The 17,356-nt window shown below is 63.9% G+C and carries 15 protein-coding genes; 9 read left to right on the top strand and 6 right to left on the bottom strand.

The genetic code is table 11. The features are described from left to right. Positions 1 to 70: 70 nt before the first annotated feature. Positions 71 to 727 (top strand): class F sortase, encoded by a 657-nt coding sequence (locus tag ACSVHC_RS20885; RefSeq protein WP_437770201.1) that lies wholly within the window; start codon positions 71 to 73, stop codon positions 725 to 727. A 33-nt stretch (positions 728 to 760) separates the two neighbouring features. Here the strand turns inward: ACSVHC_RS20885 and ACSVHC_RS20880 are convergent, their stop codons facing one another. Together ACSVHC_RS20880 and ACSVHC_RS20875 are read right to left on the bottom strand one after the other, a co-directional pair. Then, a complete protein-coding gene (locus tag ACSVHC_RS20880; RefSeq protein ID WP_439181266.1) occupies positions 761 to 1,624 on the bottom strand; it encodes a hypothetical protein in 864 nt (287 codons plus the stop codon). Further along, positions 1,621 to 2,364, bottom strand: coding sequence for a hypothetical protein (locus tag ACSVHC_RS20875; RefSeq protein WP_437770203.1), 744 nt, complete (start codon positions 2,362 to 2,364; stop codon positions 1,621 to 1,623). Before ACSVHC_RS20875 ends, ACSVHC_RS20880 begins: the two co-directional genes overlap by 4 nt. Positions 2,365 to 2,616: 252 nt before the next feature. Here ACSVHC_RS20875 and ACSVHC_RS20870 point away from each other — a divergent pair, with 252 nt between their 5' ends. Genes ACSVHC_RS20870 through ACSVHC_RS20855 form a run of 4 tightly spaced genes read left to right on the top strand, consistent with a single transcriptional unit; the run spans position 2,617 to position 6,323 of the window. Then, positions 2,617 to 3,753, top strand: coding sequence for a type III polyketide synthase (locus tag ACSVHC_RS20870; RefSeq protein ID WP_437770204.1), 1,137 nt, complete (start codon positions 2,617 to 2,619; stop codon positions 3,751 to 3,753). 13 nt (positions 3,754 to 3,766) lie between these two features. Continuing rightward, positions 3,767 to 4,495, top strand: coding sequence for a class I SAM-dependent methyltransferase (locus ACSVHC_RS20865; protein WP_437770205.1), 729 nt, complete (start codon positions 3,767 to 3,769; stop codon positions 4,493 to 4,495). Beyond that, complete coding sequence (locus ACSVHC_RS20860) at positions 4,488 to 5,630, top strand: FAD-dependent oxidoreductase (protein WP_437770206.1); 1,143 nt, start codon at positions 4,488 to 4,490, stop codon at positions 5,628 to 5,630. The genes ACSVHC_RS20865 and ACSVHC_RS20860 overlap by 8 nt, the downstream gene beginning before the upstream one ends. Positions 5,631 to 5,645: 15 nt before the next feature. Next, complete coding sequence (locus ACSVHC_RS20855) at positions 5,646 to 6,323, top strand: peptide deformylase (RefSeq protein WP_437770207.1); 678 nt, start codon at positions 5,646 to 5,648, stop codon at positions 6,321 to 6,323. Here the strand turns inward: ACSVHC_RS20855 and ACSVHC_RS20850 are convergent. Continuing rightward, positions 6,313 to 8,364, bottom strand: coding sequence for a S9 family peptidase (locus ACSVHC_RS20850; RefSeq protein WP_437770208.1), 2,052 nt, complete (start codon positions 8,362 to 8,364; stop codon positions 6,313 to 6,315). The genes ACSVHC_RS20855 and ACSVHC_RS20850 overlap by 11 nt on opposite strands. A 44-nt stretch (positions 8,365 to 8,408) precedes the next feature. Between ACSVHC_RS20850 and ACSVHC_RS20845 the strand changes: the two genes are divergently transcribed. The 4 genes from ACSVHC_RS20845 to ACSVHC_RS20830 all read left to right on the top strand — a co-directional run bounded on the left by ACSVHC_RS20845 (position 8,409) and on the right by ACSVHC_RS20830 (position 11,472). Next, positions 8,409 to 9,263: a methyltransferase domain-containing protein gene (locus tag ACSVHC_RS20845; protein ID WP_437770209.1), complete on the top strand. Its 855-nt coding sequence runs from the start codon at positions 8,409 to 8,411 to the stop codon at positions 9,261 to 9,263. A gap of 109 nt (positions 9,264 to 9,372) precedes the next feature. Next, complete coding sequence (locus ACSVHC_RS20840) at positions 9,373 to 9,834, top strand: NfeD family protein (protein ID WP_345450568.1); 462 nt, start codon at positions 9,373 to 9,375, stop codon at positions 9,832 to 9,834. Between the two features lie 138 nt (positions 9,835 to 9,972). Beyond that, positions 9,973 to 10,881, top strand: a complete 909-nt coding sequence (locus tag ACSVHC_RS20835) for an SPFH domain-containing protein (protein WP_439181265.1) — start codon at positions 9,973 to 9,975, stop codon at positions 10,879 to 10,881. 243 nt (positions 10,882 to 11,124) lie between these two features. Further along, positions 11,125 to 11,472: an RNA polymerase-binding protein RbpA gene (locus ACSVHC_RS20830; RefSeq protein ID WP_059389983.1), complete on the top strand. Its 348-nt coding sequence runs from the start codon at positions 11,125 to 11,127 to the stop codon at positions 11,470 to 11,472. A gap of 86 nt (positions 11,473 to 11,558) precedes the next feature. Here ACSVHC_RS20830 and ACSVHC_RS20825 read toward each other — a convergent pair whose 3' ends face one another. From ACSVHC_RS20825 to ACSVHC_RS20815, 3 genes are all read right to left on the bottom strand, one after another. Then, on the bottom strand, positions 11,559 to 12,302 hold the full coding sequence (locus ACSVHC_RS20825; protein WP_345451759.1) for a polyprenol monophosphomannose synthase: 744 nt from the start codon (positions 12,300 to 12,302) through the stop codon (positions 11,559 to 11,561). 439 nt (positions 12,303 to 12,741) lie between these two features. Continuing rightward, positions 12,742 to 14,418 carry an amidohydrolase gene (locus tag ACSVHC_RS20820; protein ID WP_437770211.1) on the bottom strand — a complete coding sequence of 559 codons (1,677 nt, stop codon included), beginning with the start codon at positions 14,416 to 14,418 and terminating at the stop codon, positions 12,742 to 12,744. Between the two features lie 34 nt (positions 14,419 to 14,452). Next, the gene (locus tag ACSVHC_RS20815) at positions 14,453 to 17,350 is read right to left on the bottom strand and encodes a DEAD/DEAH box helicase (protein WP_437770212.1); all 2,898 of its coding nucleotides are present in this window, start codon (positions 17,348 to 17,350) and stop codon (positions 14,453 to 14,455) included. Between the last annotated feature and the right edge of the window lie 6 nt (positions 17,351 to 17,356).

The raw sequence follows: 17,356 nt of genomic DNA, 5'->3' as shown, positions 1-17,356 counted from the left end.
GCGGGGCATCCGGATCCAGCCACCCACGCTGATCACCGGGTGCCCCGCCCCACACCCAAGGAAAAGACAAATGATCAAAACCCGCAGCTATCCCCGCGCCCGGTGGACCAACGTTGCACTGACAACGGTCGTCACCTGTAGCGTGGCCGGAGCCACCGCAAGCGTCTTGGCCTTCACCTCACCACCCGCTCCCCCAGCGGCTCCGCAGGCACCTGTGCCGGCGCCGTTTACAGCCGCAGGACCGGACACGTTCACCGGCCCGGCCGCGATCCGCAACCTTCCGCCTAACACGCTTTCCATCCCGGGCGTGGACCTCAAAGTAGGGCTCGTGGACCAAGGCCATGACGGTTCCGGCTACCTGGTGGTCCCGGATGCCTCCAAAGCTGCCCGCTACAGAGAGTCGGCGGCTGTGTGTGCCGCGGAGGGATCGACCCTGCTGGCCGGGCACGTGAACTTCCCGGATGGGTCGCTCGCGCCGATGGCTTCCCTCGTCCGGGTGACCAAGGGCATGCCCCTCTACGTATCCGACAACGCCGGCGATACCTGCAGATACAAGATCATCGGTTTGGAATCATTGGGCAAGACGTCCCTGCCGGCAGACAACTTTGACGAGGGCCCACACCTACTTCGGGTCGTTACCTGTGATCTTGCCAGTCCCTTCGTGACGATTGCCGGGCATGCCCAGTTCGCCAACAACACTGTGGCCACCGCAATCCCCTGGCCATGACTCACCGCACCGGTCCAGAGCGGGTTGGCTCCGTCAGGCAGGGATGTCCTCTCGCGAATGAACTCCAAGTGACGCGTAGCTCCCGGTTCGGGCGTTCTTGGGTCTCGCCTTGCTCCAGACCAGCGAAGCCAGCGCCTCCTGGACCCCGGGCAGGGAAAGAGCGTTGGCAGGGGAAATTCCTTGGAGACGGCCCCAGAGATATCCGCGTTCGCTGCACACGAAGTCCACGAGCGCCCTCTTGTGCCCCTTGGGCACGCAGCTCAACGCCCTGTTCGTTTCCAAACGGGAGAGCGCGGTTCCCGGCGCTGATCTGAAGCAGATCTCCTCCATTTGCCTGGATGCTCGATGTTCGATCACCTGCAGACCCTGCTCTGCGACGTCGCGATCCCATCCAGCCCTGATCAACAACGCCTTTAGTTCATCCCAGAGAGGCGATGAACCGGCGGGCATGGGCGAAATGGCCAACGGAAGCTGAGGCCATTCGCATTCATGTCCATACACCGACACCAGCGGCGCCCCCTCCCCCAGGGCGTGGTTCTTCTTCACGTCTGCCCACACGCCATCCCGAACATCTCGCTCTGAGATCCAGTGGCGTTGGCTGACTGTCCAGGTTCGCAGCCCGTTGCGGACAACCGTCAGCAGCCACGCGCAAGCCGGGACGTCCATGGGGATCCCCCGGTCGCAAAGAACTTCCGTGGCGTAGAACAGTGCATCTTCGGGGGCAATCGAGGAGAACTCGTGCTGGAAACGGGACAATAGCGCCGGAAGAAACGAACCGAACAGCAGCCGGGCCGATGGACCGTTCCGGCCTTCCCGCTGCCATCTTGCTACGAGGTCCCGCAGGAGGGCGTCGCGTTCGGCCGACGTCGACAACCGGCCATGGGTTCCGGGACTCACGCGGCGACACCCCACTGCCTCGCAACATCGCTCATCAGTTCCGCCGCCGCGTGGAACTGGGCGGCCAGCCGGCGTCGTCGTGCGGGATGCGCCTCGGGCAACCGCTGGACGACAAGCTCAGAGGTTCCCATATTCCGGATGGAATCCATCAACTCCCGCACCTGGATTTCCGCCAGCACGGCCGCGTCGGAAGGACCGTGATCCACTCCCAAGGCGCCGACGTCCGCCAAGAACCCCTCCACATCGAAGATTCCCTCGTTGGAATCAGAGTTGGAGCCGGAGTTGGAATCCGAGTGAGCCAGTTCGCCCGCGATCACATTCTTTGGTACTGCGGGTGCGATGCGGCGCATTTTGCCGTCCAGTGACAATCTCACGGATGGCAGCGTTCCACCCTCTGCAACGCCCTTTGCGAGGAGGGTCTTCACGGTCTCATGGGATACGCCCAGGACCGGGGCGATGGCACGGAGCGACAAATTTCCGGCCGCCAACTCCATGGCGACACTCACCCGGGCGCTGCCTCCCAGGCTCGGAAGGACCAGCCGCTCAGCCTCCACCAACTCAGCCCACGTGCCCAGGCCAAAGCCCTTCCACGCCCTCGCTTGGTACAGCTCCAAAGCAAGCCTCACGACCTGGCCGAGCAACCGGTCAACCACGCCCACTTGGCGGTCCAGCTCAGCCAGACGCAGGCGCAACCGCTTCACCTTGACAAGCGCATCCCCGACATCCAGATCCCCCTGCATACCTGCGCACCTCCCCAAATGCACTAAGGACCGCCCTGTTGCCGTCCGGCCGCTCGGCGAACTCGGCAAAACGGACAAATGGGCTGCTATTAGAACTAGTGGCCCGTCGCTTCAATTTGTGTCGCAGAAGCTTTGGAAGCCCTGAGTGCGGTTGAGTCCGCGGGTCTCCGGAAAACAGCCGGGACCCCTCAAAACCTCCACATTTCCACGCTTTGCCATTGTCAACGGCATCTTCGTCGCCAACAATGAAGCATGCCGGTCTACGTGAGGTCTCTGGAAACTGCCGTACCGCCCACAGTGCTTGTGCAACCACAGGCGCGCGACGTTTTTGCATCCCAACCCGGGCTGACACGGCTCGGATCCAGGCTCGTGCGAACATGCTTTGACTCAGCAGCGATCGATACCCGATTCACCGCCGTCGCCGAATTGTCCCTGGACAACCACTCCGAGAATCCCTCATTCTTCGACCCCGCCACCGGCCGTGTACTTAGCCCGAGCACCAAGGTCCGAAACGAAATATTTGCCGTCGAAGCTACCAAATTGTTCATTGAAGCCGCCAAGGCCGCCGTCGGGAAATGTCCCGATATCGATTTACTTGACATAACCCACGTCATTACTGTTTCCTGCACTGGATTTTTCAATCCTGGCCCCGACTACAAAGTAGTCCGGGCCCTCGGACTCAGCCCCGCCGTGCAGCGCTATCACCTTGGCTTCATGGGTTGCTACGCCGCGTTCCCCGCCCTCCGCGCAGCCCGGCAGTTTTGCCAGGCCGATCCCTCTGCGGTCGTCCTTGTTATCTGCGTAGAGCTTTGCTCACTTCATGTCCGGACCTCGAATGATCCGGACACCATCATGGGATCGGCGATCTTTGCGGATGGCGCGGCGGCCGCCGTCGTGACGTCCCGTGAACCTGAGGGGCCGGACCCGGTGATCAGGCTGGATCACTTCGAGACTGTCCTGACGCCGGTCGGCGAAGAAGCGATGGCCTGGAACATTGGCGACGAAGGCTTCGAAATGGTCCTCGGCACGTACGTGCCGCACATCATCGAGGAACACATCACCGGCGCGCTCGAGCCGCTGCTTGCCCGGGACCCGTCCCTGGCGGGACTCCCCTACCGGGACATTACGCATTGGGCCATCCATCCCGGCGGCCGCAGCATCCTCGACAAAGTCGAGTCGAAACTTGAACTCACCGAAGAACAAATGATTCCCGCGCGCGAAGTCCTTCGCGACTACGGCAACATGAGCAGTGCCACCGTTCTCTTCGTCTTGAAGCACATCCTCGGACAAACTCCGGCGCAGCGGGAGGAACGCATCTGTTCCATGGCATTCGGGCCCGGCCTCACGGTGGAGACTGGACTATTCACCCGGGTCTCTCCGGCTCTGTGATGCCGGTTCTGTGATGCCTGCCCTCCGCCGCCCAGGCGGCTTTCTCGGCGCACGGGACGTGACCGCCGTTGAAGACATGGACCGTCCCGATTGCGCGCTTGACCGGCTCAACCGGAGTTACGCGCGGTTTCCGATCGTCAACGCTGTGGTGTCCGGCTGGCGGGACACCTACAGCTCACGGATCAAGCCATTGCTCACGACGGCGGCCCCCACCACGGTCCTTGACGTCGGCTGCGGCGGAGGAGACGTCGCCCGCAGCCTCGCGCGCCGGGCCGCGGCAGACGGCTACCGCCTGGAAGTTACCGGAATCGACCCGGACGAACGAGCCTTCATGTTCGCGAACTCTGCCCCGCCCGTGGAAGGCGTCAACTACAGAAAAGCCCTCAGCTCAGAGCTCGTGTCAGAGGGGCGCACGTTCGACGTCGTTATTTCCAACCATGTCCTGCACCACTTGACTACCCCGGAACTCGCCTCGTTCCTCCACGACTCCGAACAGCTTTGCGGCCGGATCGCCCTGCACAACGACCTCAAGCGTAGCCGCGTGGCGTACGCACTTTTCTGGGCCGGATCCTGGCCACTTGGCATTGGATCCTATATCCATGGAGACGGCCTCACATCCATCAGACGGAGCTACACCGCAGCGGAACTCCGTGCCGCCACTCCCCCGGAGTGGACGGTAGAACCGAGCGGCTTATGGCACAACCTGCTGGTCTACCGGCCCGGAGGGGTCCCCGATGTTTGACGTCGTGGTGGTTGGAGCCGGACCGGTCGGGCTATATATGGCAGCCCTGCTGCTGCAAGACGGACACCGCGTAGCAGTTCTGGAACGGCGCGCGACGTCGAGCCGCCAGACCCGCGCCATCGGAATCCATCCTCCCGCCCTCGCAGCTTTGGACGCAGTAGGCGCCGCACATCCGCTGGTCTCTTCAGGCGTCCGGATCACCCACGGCGCCGCGTACAGCGGCGGCAGGAAAGTTGCCGACATGGACTTTGCCCGTCCCTCGTCCGAGTACCCCTTCATCCTCTCCGTTCCGCAATATCTCACCACAAACGCCCTCGAGTCCAGGGTGATCGACCTCGATCCGAACGCGCTCCACCGCGGCGTGCAGGTTGAGGAAGTCGTCGACGACGGCGGGCGCTTGCGTCTGCGGGGACAGCAAGAGGGGGCTCCGAGGGAGTTTCTGGGCCGCTTCGTCGTGGCTGCCGACGGCGTCCATTCAGCAGTGCGCGCAGGACTGGGACTGGAGCCTCGCTTGCGCACCTATCCCGACTACTACGTCATGGGCGATTTCCGGGATGAATCGATGTACGGCAACAACGCGGTCCTTTTCCTTGAGCCGGGCGGAATCGTGGAGTCCTTTCCCTTGCCTGGCGGCATCCGCCGTTGGGTTGTCCGGCTTGGCGCCCCGTGCCAGGAACCCACTCCCCACGCGCTCGCCGCCCTCATCAAAAAGCGGACCGGCAGCGCGGTGGACTCCGCAAGCAATACGATGATCAGCGCCTTCGGCGTCACCTCGAGGCTGGTCTCCCGGATGGTCCATGGACGGGTCGCCCTGATTGGAGACGCCGCCCACGAGATCAGCCCGATCGGTGGTCAAGGCATGAACCTGGGCTGGTTGGACGCCGTCGCCCTCGCGCCGATTGTCGGGGAAGCGTTGCGAACATCGGAGGGAGGCCCTGCTGGCGAAAAACTCGCGGGCTTCGAACGCGACCGGCAGCGCGCGGCGAAGAAAGCCATCCGGCAGGCCAGCCTGAACATGGCGCTGGGCCGACCCTTGCCGCCGAAGGTCCTCAGCGCAAGGAACGCCTTGATCGGCCGGGCAATCACCTTGCCGATGTTCTCGGAGCTTGTTGCCCGGAGATTCACGATGCACTGACACTAAGCTCAATCCATGGACTTTGAGACCCGCCCCCTGCCTTCCGGCCCGGACACGACGTTTACTGCCTCGGAAATCCGCAGCGCAGTTCAGGACTTGCTCGGTCTCGATGGCCTCCCGCCCATCGTGCAGGTCGGCCACCCCGTGCTGCGCCAGCGAGCCGCTCCCTATGACGGCCAGCTTGGGGACACCGAATTGGCGCAGCTGATCGAACGGATGCGTGATGTCATGCATGCCGCTCCCGGCGTGGGTCTCGCGGCGCCGCAGCTCGGCATCCCCTTGCAGCTGGCTGTGCTCGAAGACCATTTCGATGTTGATCCTGTTGCCTCGGAACTCCGGCAAAGGACGCCGCTGGGCTTCTTCGCGATACTGAATCCCAGCTACGAGGCCGAGGGGACTGCCACGGCGTCGTTCTATGAGGGCTGCCTGTCGATGCGCGGATTCCAGGCCGTGGTCACAAGGCACCGCGATGTTCGCCTGCACTACCAGCGTCCGGACGGCAGTGCGGCCTCGGCCGGATTCTCCGGATGGCAGGCCCGGATAGTCCAGCACGAGACCGACCACCTGCACGGCGGGCTCTATTTGGACCGCGCCGAGCTCCGGTCGTTGGCAAACGATGCAGAATACTCTGCCCATTGGGCGTACCCCGGAATCGAGGAGGCAAGACGCGGGTTGGGCTTCCTCAAGCCGTAGCTGAACCGTCTTCGCGCGGCGGGTTCGCTGCGGAAGGCAGGTGCTTTGCCCACCATGCGAGGATCTGCTCGAAGCGCTGTCGCCTGTGGTGTGGCGTGCCCGACCGCGATAGTTCGTGGTCTTCACCGGGGAAGAGGAGCAACGCCGTCTCCACGCCCTGCGCCTTGAGCGCGGCAAAGTAGCGCTGGCCCTGTTCAACCGGGCATCGGAGATCGTTTTCGCTGTGGATCACCAGGGTGGGCGTGCGGACTGCAGTCACCACGGCCATGGGGCTTTGGGCCGCCATCTGCTCGGGCGAGCCGCCCGTGTATTGACCGCCGAAGAACCATCCGATATCCGAGGAACCTGTAAAGCTCACAGGATCAAGGAATCCGCGCTCCACAATTGCTGCCTTGAAGCGGTGTTCGTGGCCGATAACCCAGGCAGTCAGATACCCGCCGTAGGACCCGCCCATGATGCCGATCGATTCCCTGTCCATCGCCGGGAAGGCTTCCAGTGCCCCCTCCATGAAGGTGAGTACATCCGACATGTCCACGGTGCCCATCTTTTCCTTGATGGCGCCGCCGTGCGCCTGGCCGTACCCGGCGGAACCACGCGGGTTGCACATCAACACGGCGTATCCCGCTTCGGCGTACACCTGGGCTTCGTCAAAGAAGGCCCCCGTGTACTGGGCGAAAGGGCCGCCGTGGATCGTGAGCAGCACGGGGTGGGGGCCGGGCCCCTCCGGCAGGACCGCCCAGCCATGGACTGGATAGCCATCACTGCCGGCGGCAGTGAACTCATGCGGTTCAAGGATGGTTGCTTCGTCCCGGAGCGCCTTGGTGAAATCGGTGAGGACTCGGAGTCCACCCTTCTCCAGAACGCCGAGCTCACCATTTCTGAAGGCGTCACCGTAAGAGACATACACCAGCTCGCCCACCGCGGAAGCGCCAATCACTACCAGGGGCTCCTTGACGAGGACCTCGCTCTCGCCGTCGGCCGTCCATTGGATCAGCTGCACGCTTCCACGGCTCGTGTTGAGTGCGAGCACCCCATCCACTCCAAAAGCTTCGATGCGGCCGCCGATGTCCTGGTTTTCGACGTCGCTTAGCATCGTTGCCTGGCCGCCCCGGACCGGCATGACGTACAGGGCCGTGTTCCTCGCGACGAAGTCCAGGCCGTCGTCGCCGAGGTCCTGCGCCGTAAAGAACAGCCATTCACCGTTCGCGGATTCGCAGGCTTCCTGGACGGACTGCGGCGCAGCGCCTGGACGCAGCGCTGTCGCCTCGCCGCCCGCGGCGGGGACGCTATGGATACCCGAGGCGATATCGGCGTCGTGCCCTTCATGGAGTGAGGCGACAAAGTAGATGCTCTCGCCGTTGCGGCTGAAGGACGGCGAAGTGTGGTCGGCTTCGCCGAACGTCAACTGCACCGCAGGCGGCAACAGTGCCGCCGCCTCCGCCCCGCGGGCTTTGGCGGCCCTCCCCGCAGGAACCACAGGAGGTTCCGCTCCGATCTCGGGGACGTCGACGACGAACAGTTGGGCGGGCTTGTCCGCGGTGTAGCCCAGTCCATTGAGCCTGTACTGGTTGTCGGTGATCAACCGTGCGTCTTCGCTGCCTGCGCCGACCCCGTCAACCGTTCCGTAACGGCCTTCTTCTGGAACCCGTGAGGAAAACACAATCCTGCGCGAATCGGGCGCCCAGGAAAACTCCGAGACTCCCAACTTCTGTTCCGTGATCGCTTGCGGCTCCCCGCCGTCGGCCTCGACCACATGCAGTTGCGGCTTGCCGTCCGGCGTCGCCCGGAGGAATGCCAACGCGCTGCCGTCGGGCGAAAACGCAGGTGCGGTGTCCCGGAAGCCACGGGTGATCCGACGGGGCGGTATCGCGGGGTCAAAGGGAACACTCCACAGTTGCCCGACGTACGCATCGGCGTCGAAGTCGGGCCGCGTCACGGACACGACGGTGCGGGTGCCGTCGGGATGGGCGGCGGGGGCGGAGACGGAATTCAGCAGCGGGAGTTGTTCGGCTTTCACGCTGGTGAGCCTAGCGGCCGTCATGGCATGACGATATGTGCCACTCCGGCCGCCGTAGGATTGTCCGTATGCTTTCCGACGCCGTCCCTGCCCTGCGCTGCCCGGTATGCCAGGGTCCGTTCGGCCTGGGCGGGGCAGCGCCATTTTCGTTGCGTTGCGTCGCCGGCCACAGTTTCGACGCCGCCAAACAGGGCTACTTCAACCTGCTCAGCGGCAAGGGCACGGTCTTCGAGGCCGACACGGCAGAGATGGTCGGAGCCCGCAACGACTTCCTGGGCGCGGGCCATTACGCTCCCCTCGCTGAGGCGATCGCGGAGCTGGCGTCCCCGGTACTGTCCGCGCCGGGATCCCTCATCCTGGATTCAGGGACCGGCACCGGCCACTACCTGCGCACAGTGCTGGACCGCACTCCTACAGCGGCAATCGGCATCGACATCTCGAAGTTCGCCCTCCGCCGGGCAGCACGGTTGAATCCCGGCGCCATCAATCTCGTGTGGGATATTTGGCGTCCCCTGCCGATCGCCGACCATGCCGTAGATGCCATCATCGTGGTCTTCGCACCGCGGAATCCCCGGGAATTTGCCCGGGTGCTGCGTCCAGGCGGCCGGGTGATCGTGGTGACTCCGCGCAATGGACACCTTGGGGAGATTGCCGAACGGACCGGAATGCTGGCCATTGAGCCGGGCAAAGACGAGCGCCTTGCGGAGTCCATGCAGGAGTTCTTCACCCCTGCGGACACCATTCAACTCGACGTGGACCTCACGCTGGACGGCCGGGACCTCGCCGATGTCGCCTTCATGGGACCGGCAGGCCATCACCTTGAACGCTCCGCCCTCCTGGCGTCGACGGCCACGGAAACGTCCGTCCACGCCACTGCGAAGTTCACCCTCAGCGTTTTCACAGCGCCGGAGGACGGCTCCTAACGGTAACCTTCGCGCCGGGCTAGGATGGAAAAACAGCGACTGTGATCTTGCCGACGCTGCAGTCCGGATCAGGCCGGCTGCTGCCGCAGGTCCGGAAACAGGGGGAACGATGTTTGAATGGCTTGGCAGCAACTGGTGGGCCCTCTGGCTCACGGTGTTTCTGGCTTTCGCCGTAGTGGAGATGCTGACGCTCAGCTTCTTCTTCATCATGCTCGGGGCCGGCGCGCTGGCTGCCCTCGTCGCTGACTTTGCCGGGGCCGATCTCTGGTTGCAGATCGTCGTCTTTTGCATCGTGTCCCTGCTGATGATCGCGTTCGTCCGCCCTATCGCACTCAAGCATTTGCACAAGGGGCCCGCCGAGCAACGTACCAATGTGGACCGCCTGATCGGCCAATCAGCGCTCGTCATGGAGCCGGTCACCGCGACCGCAGGACTGGTCAAGATCGGCGGCGACGTGTGGAGCGCCCGCAGCGCAGCTGGAATCATCGACGCCGGCCAGACCGTGCAGGTCACCAGGATTGACGGCGCGACGGCGGTAGTCGCCTCCACAGCGGAAGACAGCCCGCACTGAGCAGCGTCCCGCCATGGCACAAGCCGCTGCGTTCGACGACGAGCGTTCGGCCTATCACCGCACATAACCGCATCAAATACGTAACTGGGGAATGAAGGAGATGTATGGACAGCTTGGGGAGGAACTGCAGCCGCGATCGTGCTGCTAGTTCTCGTCATATTCGTGATTATCGTTTTGGTCCGCTCGATCAGGATCATCCCGCAAGCGCGCGCCGGCGTCGTAGAACGCCTCGGTAAGTACCAGCGCACGCTCAACCCCGGGCTCACCATCCTGATCCCGTTTGTCGACCGCCTGCTGCCGCTGTTGGATCTTCGTGAACAAGTGGTTTCCTTCCCGCCGCAGCCGGTGATCACCGAGGACAACCTGGTTGTCTCGATCGACACCGTGGTCTACTTCCAGGTCACGGATCCCCGGGCCGCGACCTACGAGATCGCCAACTACATCCAGGCTGTTGAACAGCTGACCACCACGACGCTCCGCAACGTCGTGGGCGGCTTGAATCTTGAAGAAGCGCTCACCTCCCGCGACCAGATCAACGGCCAGCTCCGGGGGGTCCTCGACGAAGCCACCGGACGCTGGGGAATCCGCGTTTCGCGCGTCGAACTCAAGGCAATCGACCCGCCGCACTCCATCCAGGACTCAATGGAAAAGCAGATGCGGGCCGAGCGCGACCGTCGCGCCGCGATTCTGACCGCCGAAGGCACCAAGCAATCGCAGATCCTGACGGCCGAGGGGCAACGGCAAGCTGCAATCCTGGCCGCAGAGGGTGACGCCAAGGCAGCCATCCTCCGCGCCGATGGTGAAGCCCAGGCCATTCAGAAGGTCTTCGACGCCATCCACAAGGGCAACCCGGACCAAAAGCTTCTGGCCTACCAGTACCTTCAGATCCTGCCGAAGATTGCGGAGGGATCATCCAACAAGCTGTGGATCATCCCCAGCGAGGTGGGTGAGGCCCTCAAAGGCATCGGCGGTGCGCTGGGTGGCGCCAACGGCGGATCAGGCGTGGCTGACCTGTTCAGCGATTCCACACAAGAACCGTCGGCGTAACCGCGGATAGTTTGGAGGGGGACCGGCCAAATTCCCTGGCCGGTCCCCTTCGCTTTGTCCTGTCAGCTTCGATCCGCGTATAATGGTGTATTTGTCCGGCCGGTTCAATCCGAACGGAACATTAACGCTTGGTCAGGCGTTTCATCTAGTGATGCAACGTGTGCAGACAGTAGTCCGGGCGGCGCCTTTGCGGCGCCCGGCTAGCGCGGAGCATGGTTCCGCGAACAGACAGAGGGAGTAATCATGAGCGATCGCAGCCTGCGGGGCATGCGTCTTGGCGCCCAGAGCATGGAAACCGAATCCGGTGTGGAGCCGGCGCCGCGTCAGCGGGTTGAATACCGCTGCGCGGACGGAGAGCAGGTCTTCGTTACCTTCTCCTCCGAAGCCGAGATCCCTCCCGTCTGGGTTTCCAAGACCGGCAAGGAAGCGCTCCTGGTTGATGGCGAACGCCCCGTTGACACCAACGAAAAGGCCGTCCGCACCCACTGGGATATGCTGCTGGAACGCCGCAGCCTTCCCGAGCTCGAGCAGATCCTCGAAGACCGCCTGAACATCCTGCGCGAACGTCGCGGGGAACGCCGCTCGGCATAGCGGAACCGTTCCCAAGGGAACAGTTTCACGACGAAGGCCGGGTCCGCACTCTTCACAGAGCGCGGACCCGGCCTTTTCTGTTGGACCTACTTTGAGACCGGGGTCTTCTTCCCGGTCAAGGCGGCCCAGCGCGAGGCGAGCCCCCACTTGGTGACGTTGATCATGGCCTCAACAACAATGTTGCCGCTCATCTTGGAGGCCCCGAGCTCGCGCTCAACGAACGTGATCGGGCGTTCGACGATCTTCAAGCCAAGCTTGGCGACCCGCCACGCCAGGTCCACCTGGAAGCCGTAGCCAACCGATTCCACCTGGTCCAGCTTGAGCGCCTCCAGGGTGCTGCGCCGGAACGCACGGTAGCCGCCGGTGATGTCTTTGATCTTCAAGCCAAGCATGAGCCGGGCATAGGTGCTTCCCGTGCGCGAAATCGCTTGACGGTAGAGCGGCCAGTTCACCGTGCCGCCACCCGGAACCCAGCGTGAACCCATGGCGAGGTCGGCGCCGTCGTTGATTGCATCCAGCAGCAACGGAAGTTGCTCGGGCTGGTGCGAACCATCGGCGTCCATCTCGACGAGGACGTCGTAGCCGGCCGCCAGGCCCCATTTGAATCCGGCAATGTACGCGGCTCCAAGGCCTTCCTTGCCCTTGCGGTGCAGGACATGGACCTGGCTATCCTCGGCTGCGATGCTGTCGGCGAGCTGTCCCGTGCCGTCAGGGCTGTTGTCGTCGACAACCAGGACGTCGGACGCGGGCACAGCCGCGCGCAGCCGTCCGAGGGTCTTGGGTAGCGATTCCAGCTCGTTGTACGTGGGGATGATCGTCAGGACACGCAAGAAGAGGCCTTTCCTTGATGGAGCGGTCAGTCGGCCGGAGCAGCAGCGTGGCTGGCATTCAGGCGCAACTCTCCATTATAGAACGACAACTTGCCGCACCTGGGGCCACCTGTGGCGTCCGCCACACGGATCGGGCTTGGTCGCGGGCAGGTCCACTCGCCCAGGTCCAGTGCCGGCCCGGTGTGTTGAACTCGAGGCCGAACCGTTTTCTGCGGCACAGTGGACCTGCCCACTACGAGTGCCACGGTCTTGGAAAACGGGTCCGATAGCTGTTTTTGGCAGCGGACCCCACCGCGGCCAGGCAACCAGGTATTCCCTGTGGAAGCCTGTTGAGGCTAAATGCTACGGACTTCACAGATCCTGTCAAGCGCCGCCTGAGCTGGGGTTTTGTCCATCCACGCAGGTCAGGGGCCTTCAGTACCAGCAAAGCCATCTGCAACTATGACCGCAATTTTTCGCTCGCGAAGATCTCCTGGCCTTCCCGCACAGTCTGCAGGCAAGCGGGATCGCTACCACTGTCCAGCGCGGGGAGGAGGGGCGTCCGTGCGCGTGGATCGGTGGACCACGACTGGACGCGGTCATCGGCCACTTGCACCATCAGCTCTTCAACTTCCCACACCGCAAAACTTGCAGGGGCGCCGGGAACTAATTGCCCCATCAGCGGATTGCGCTCCTGGCCGGCCCGCCAACCGGCACGGGTGTGCCCGAGGAAAGCTGCCCGTGCCGAAATGCGTTGATCCGGATTGCTGTGTTCCAGGCATGCCCTGACGCTGGACCATGGGCGCAAGGGGGTGACCGGACTATCGCTTCCGAAGCACACCGGCACGCCGGTGGAGTAGTACGAAGCGAAAGGGTTCATGGCCACGCTTCGCGCCCCCAGACGTTGATCGTACATTTTCCCTGCGCCGCCCCAGGCGGCATCGAAGGCCGGCTGTGCGCTCACTGTAATCGAATACTTCGCAAGCCGGGCGAGATCGCCGGCGTCCGCCATTTCCACATGCTCGAGGCGGTGCGCGGCGGCACGGACCCGCTGCTCCCCTACCTCCGACGCGGCAAGGTCAAAGGCATCCAGTGCCGTCTTCAGTCCCGCGTCGCCAATGACGTGGAAGCCTGCCTGGATACCGAGCGCCGAACAGGCCGCAATGTGGGCGGCAGCTTCGTCGACCGGGATGTAGAGGCTTCCGCGGTGGCCCGGAGCGTCGGCGTAGTCGGCGCTGAGGGCAGCCGTTCGCGAACCGATGGAACCATCGATGTTCAAATCACCGGCCAGGCCAAGAACGGGCACCCCCAAGCCTTCCAGGATGCCAGAGGCATGCTCGGCCGATGTGGCGAGTTCGCCCCAATAGGGAAGGATTCCGGGGACGCCCACGCTGCCCTCGTTCCACAACGCGGAGTTCCACGACGAAGACATCCGAAGGTCGTCTGCACTGCAAATGTGCGGGGCCGCCATTTCGGCCAAGGCGACATAGCCGTTGGCCGCAGCCTCGCGAAGGGCCAGCTCCTGGTAACGGCGGCGTTCGGCGTCGGGGAACTGCCTGGCGACCAGACGCGCAGCGGTGTGTGCGGCCCTCAGGACGTGCGCGGAACCATCGTAGCCATCAAGGCCGTCCAGTCCCGCCGCTGACGCCAGGGAGGATGAGGCAAGGGCAGAGTGCGCATCCACGCGCGCCAGGTACACCTTGCGCCCGCCCGCGGCGCGGTCGAGCTCCTCCGGCGTGGGCAGCGTCTTTTCGTGCCACGCCGACTCGTCCCAACCGTGGCCGAGCACGGCGCCGGAAGTGCCAAGAGCCTTGGCGGCAAGGCCGACGGCGTCGAGCAGTTCCCGTGCCGAGCGTACCCCGGCGAGCTGGAGGGAATCGGAAGCGATTCCGGTCTCCGTGAGGTGCATGTGGGAATCGACGAAACCGGGCGCCAGCAACGCTCCCCGGAGATCGATGATTTCCATGGAAGAATCGGCGATCGACGTGGCCGCCTGCTCCGAACCAACCCAGGCAACAGTGTCTCCGTCAACAAGCATTGCGCTCGCGAAGGGATCGGCGGCTGTGTAGACGGAGCCGTTCCGGTACATCGTGACCTTGCGGGGCCGGGTTTCGGCGGGCGCGCCTGAATGGGTCATGGATATGCTCCTTGCTGGGAATCTGTGTGGTGTGTCAGGAGACGTTGGAGTACGCGACGACGCCGCGGCGGACCAGATCGATCGCTTCGCGGCACATCTTGGTTTGGCGTCGTTCAAGACCTGGAATCTTGGCCATCTGGTCCAGCAGGTCGATGACCTGCTTCGCCCAGCGCACAAAGTCACCTGCGGCGAGGTCGGTGCCGCTGAGGACCTCTTGGAGATGGCGGCCCTTCGCCCATTTGAAGATGGGCCAGACGAGGCCCAGCTCCGGCTCTGCGGTCAAGGGCAGCCTGTTCTTGTCCTCGACGTCCTCGAGCGCAGACCATTCACGCACCACGATGTCCACGGATGTTTCGAGCGATACCGACGGCATTTTGGGCCGCAGGCCGCGATCTTCGCGCTTGGCTTGGTAGACCATTGTGCTCGCCAGCGCAGCCAGCTCGGCGCCATCGAGGTCCTTGATGGCCCCTTGGCGGATGGATTGGGAGATCAGCAGGTCCTTTTCGCCGTAAATGCGGCGCAGGCGCTGGCCGTCCGCGCTGATGGTGACATGGCCGGCGTCGGAGGTCTGGAGGTAACCGTAGGCGGCGAGGACATCGCACACACGGTCGAATGTCTTAGCGATCGTGTTGGTGCGGCCCTGGATCTGCCGGACGAGCCCGTCGGTCTCATGGCGAAGCTTCCACCAACGCTCGGCCCAGCGGGCATGGTCCTCGCGTTCGCTGCAACCGTGGCAAGGATGCGCGCGCAATGCCCGGCGGAGGTCTGCGATCTTCTTTTCCTGGTCCGGCATGTACCGGGCACGGCCGAAGTCCTCGCTCCGGTTCGTGCCGCGGGCCGGCGGACGCCCCTCCCGCACGGCATTCCGCATGGCCGATGCCAGATCACGACGCGATTTGGGCAGCTTCGCGTTGAACGACTTCGGAATCCGGATCCAGGACACGGGCGCCACCGGACCTTCGACTTCGTGGGCACCGATCCTGTGGAGCTGGTTGTCTTCCGTGAGGACCGCGGGGCGCGGTTCACGCGAGTCGGGATCGGCGTTGAGCACGACGGCGTAACCCGGCGTGCGTCCGCCCGGAACTTTGACGATGTCGCCGGGCATAAGCCGGGAAAGGGAGTCCACGGTCAGGGACTTGCGGGCCCGCGAGGTGCTCCTTGAGGCAAATTGCTCGGCGTCGCTGAGATCGCGCCGAAGCTTGGCGTACTCGGTGAAATCGCCCAGGTGGCACTTCATGGACTCGGCGTAACCGGCCAGCGACTCTTCGCGGCTTCGAACCTGCCGGGCCAGCCCCACGACGGAACGGTCCGCCTGGAACTGGGCGAACGACGATTCGAGGATTTGCCGTGCCCGCGGCCTACCGAACTGGGCAATCAGGTTGATGCTCATGTTGTAGGTAGGGCGGAAGCTTGAATTGAGCGGGTAGGTGCGCCGCGAAGCGAGGCCGGCGACGGCGGCAGGATCAGTACCCGGCTGCCAGAGGACCACGGCGTGGCCTTCGACGTCGATTCCACGCCTTCCCGCACGGCCGGTCAACTGGGTGTACTCCCCCGCGGTGATGTTGACGTGCGCTTCGCCGTTGAACTTGTCGAGCTTCTCCAGGACAACGCAGCGGGCCGGCATGTTGACGCCCAGGGCGAGGGTCTCCGTGGCGAAGACGGCCTTCACCAAGCCATCGGCGAAGAGTTTCTCGACGACTTCCTTGAAGGTCGGCAACAACCCGGCATGGTGCGCCGCGAGCCCGCGAAGCAGGCCGTCGCGCCAGCTCCAAAAACCGAGGACATCGAGGTCGTCTGCGGGAATCTCGCGGCTCGCCTCATCCACCCGGGACGCGATGATCTGTTGTTCCCGCTCTGTGGTCAGCCACAGCCCGGCCGCGGCACACTGCGCCACCGCCCCGTCGCAGCCGGCGCGGGAAAAAATGAAGGTAATGGCCGGAAGCAGCCCTTGGCGGTCCAGGCTTGCAATGATCTGGGGCCGGCTGGCCTTGCGCACAGGGCTTCGCTGCTCGCTGGCAGTGTTGTCACGCTGACGGTCCTGCCGGCGGCGGCTGCGTCCGCCGTGGCCGAAGCGGCCACGGAAGTTCATCTGGCTCTCCGCCCGGGCCATCGACAATAGCTCCGGGTTGACCTCGAATTCCCTCTGCAGGGGGTTCCGCTCCGGCTCCCGTACTGCCTCCGGCACCGGTGCTTCGCCGTCCGGCGCCTCGGGAGCGATCTCGTCGAAGCTGGTATCACCGGCGAAGAGATCGACGATCTCACGCCCCACCATGACGTGCTGCCATAAAGGGACGGGACGGTGTTCGGAGACAATCACATCGGTGTCTCCGCGCACTGTGTCCAGCCACGCACCAAACTCTTCCGCGTTGGACACCGTGGCGCTGAGGGAAACCACTTGCACTTCGCTGGGCAGGTGGATGATCACCTCTTCCCAGACTGCACCGCGGAAGCGGTCTGCCAGGTAGTGCACTTCGTCCATCACGACGTAGCCTAGGTCCCCAAGCGTGTCCGAGTCGGCGTACAACATGTTCCTCAGGACCTCGGTGGTCATCACCACGATCGGCGCCTCGCCGTTGATGGTGGTGTCGCCGGTCAGCAGTCCCACGTTTGAGGCACCGTACTTCGCCGAGAGCTCGGAGAACTTCTGGTTGCTTAGTGCTTTGATGGGCGTTGTATAAAACGCCTTGAGCCCGCGTTCGAGCGCCAGGTAGATGGCGAACTCGCCGACGATTGTCTTCCCGGCCCCCGTGGGCGCCGCCACGAGCACTCCCTTGCCTTCCTGGAGCGAACGGCACGCGTCGCGCTGGAAGTCGTCAAGCTCGAACTCCAGTGACTGGGCAAAAGTGCCCAGATAGGTTTTCGACTCAGCACTCCGTTGCGCTGCGGCTTGAAAGGCTTCTGAGGGCGAAAGGGCCCCTGAATTGGAGGACATGCTTCA

It is taken from the genome of Arthrobacter sp. KNU-44 (assembly GCF_051843155.1).
In the GTDB taxonomy this organism is placed as follows: domain Bacteria; phylum Actinomycetota; class Actinomycetes; order Actinomycetales; family Micrococcaceae; genus Arthrobacter.
This window is presented reverse-complemented; position numbering and strand designations above follow the sequence as displayed.